Annotated in this window: 1 protein-coding gene and 2 pseudogenes; all 3 read left to right on the top strand. The window is 48.3% G+C overall.

Annotated features, from left to right (window positions below):
- A pseudogene (locus tag FHW68_RS27030) lies at positions 1-1,070 on the top strand (hypothetical protein); the annotation flags it as partial.
- Positions 1,071-1,074: 4 nt separating this feature from the next.
- Positions 1,075-2,016, top strand: a complete 942-nt coding sequence (locus tag FHW68_RS27025; protein ID WP_183683963.1) for a PoNe immunity protein domain-containing protein — start codon at positions 1,075-1,077, stop codon at positions 2,014-2,016.
- Positions 2,017-2,034: 18 nt separating this feature from the next.
- Positions 2,035-2,170: pseudogene (locus tag FHW68_RS27625) on the top strand (hypothetical protein); the annotation flags it as partial.

Genomic DNA, 2,170 nt, shown 5'->3' with positions numbered 1-2,170 from the left:
CACCTCTCGCGACAACATGCCAGCCATGGTGGGGATTGTTGAGAAGCGGCTGGTTAAATGGAAAGGGATGCAGCGCAATAGCTCTGCGGCCTCTTTCCGGGTCAAGTCACCCCAAAAAAGCGGAAAAGCCCGCAAACAAAGACTCGGCTGTTGCGGCAAAGGGAACCGACGGTGCGAGCGGCACACATTCCAACCAGGTTGAAGCCTCCAAAGTAGGCCTACAGGCGCCAGCCAGCATTTTGAATGAAGGGCTGGGGGTTAGTGGGGAGCATATTGCCGATTACATCTGCGCGGTGGAGTTTGGTTGGGGTAAGGATTGGGATGGGCATGATAAGGGGGCGGATGGGAAGTGGTTGGAGGGTGTACCTAGTGCGAGTAAAACGGGGAAACTCTCCGCAGGTGGAAGCCCCAAGGCAAAACACGTTCTCTACAAACTGTCTGATGGCGCAAATGGAACGGGGATAGATGCAGTTTGGCGAGCCAACCCTTCCAACAATGGAGGCGAGAAATTTGCCATTGTTGAGGCTAAGGCAAGCCGTGACGAGGATGCGCCAAAATTCATGCGTAAACTGAACAACATGCGCAAACCTGGTGTTGGCTCTAAGTTAGGTGTATCAGGATTGGGCGATCCAAGCACGCTGCTTGAACCCATCGAAAGCGAGCAAGATGCCAGTAGTAAAAATAGCCCAAGCACCAAGAACACCGGCAGATCAAAAAAACTACCTTCAAAAAGCTCAAAAACCAGTACTACTAAATCCAAAGACGTACTCGTACAGATGAGCGTGGAATGGATACTAAGTAATCTTCAAAAAGCGGTCGGCAATCGAATACTCGCCGCCCAAGTAGAAGCGTCTTACAGTCGACATTTATTTTATTCCCCACTCTACCACCCGAGCTCCAGCCCTAAAGAGCATGCTGAGGCCAGAATAAATAATGCAAATGAAAGCGAGCACCACATTCACAAAGCCTTTCATTACAATGAGACAGAGGTTAAAGCGTTTGTGAATAAGCGCAAAAAGTCTCTGACCAAAAAGCATGGCGCATTGAATACTTTAAAGGTTGAGGCATGACACTATGAATATACGGCAAAAATTTTTCAGCCAAAAACATTATGAGAATTTCCTCAGAGAACATGACGAGTTAATCGAATTCTTTAAAGTAAACAAATTCAAATCTGACTCTGCTTTAGAGGAAGCCTCTCAGCGCGCCAAATATTTTCAGACACTCTCTTTAGACAAGTTACTTGCCACCTACACTGCCGGTGAGAATATAGAGACCCTTATTCCTCTCCTTGAGGAACTAGTGAAAAAGTACGAAATCCGCCAAAAAGCCCTGGCCGAATATCAGGGCATCCCGAATATATCGCCACTGGCAATAGACGACGGGCCAAACCAATATGAAGAAGCAGTCCAGGTGATCAGCCTGTGTATACTTTTACACCGGACCGACTTACTCCCACGCTTTGTCAAGCTCATTGATGGCGCAGGATATGCGAGTGACGATACGCTTTATGAGGCCTTACTGAACAAGGTGATGCCTAATCGGCACGATGTAGATGAATGGTATCACGACGTATACACGTTACTTATTCAAGCAATTTATAGCGATGACAAAGAAGAGCAACCAAAACTTCTGAAAAAATATTGCCAACAATGGTATCCAGCCTTCAAGCAAGCTCCTTGGCACGACACTCACCTTCAAGGGGATGAAGGAATTTACGTGGGTTACTGGGCCTTTGAAGCTGGTGCAGTTGCCTTCTTGTATGGCATAGATGACAGTAAAATAGACCATATGGTGTATCCGAAAGCATTGGTCGAGTACGCTCGAAACTATAAGGGTGATATTGGTTCCCAGATTAATCGTATTGTTGCTGGCGAAGCCTGCAGCAAAACGGGCTATTGGTTCACCCCGGCTCAAGCCAACTCAAGACGCCACTTCCAACAAGGCGAAATCATGCCAAGCGTCAAGGAGTCGAAATGGGGCGACACGCTTTGGTATTGGTCCGGTGAAGTGTGACCTTATCTATAAATTACGCTCAGCGGCCACTTCATGGCCCTCAGCGATCACCCGCGCGACGAGTGGAACGACCTCTGGCTGCTGCTGGAAATCGTCCACGAAGGCAAGCAGCCGCAAGTGCTCGGCGAGAACATCACCAGCGACGTCTCCGATA

Source organism: Pseudomonas sp. Tn43, from assembly GCF_014192635.1.
Taxonomy (GTDB): domain Bacteria; phylum Pseudomonadota; class Gammaproteobacteria; order Pseudomonadales; family Pseudomonadaceae; genus Aquipseudomonas.
This window is presented reverse-complemented; position numbering and strand designations above follow the sequence as displayed.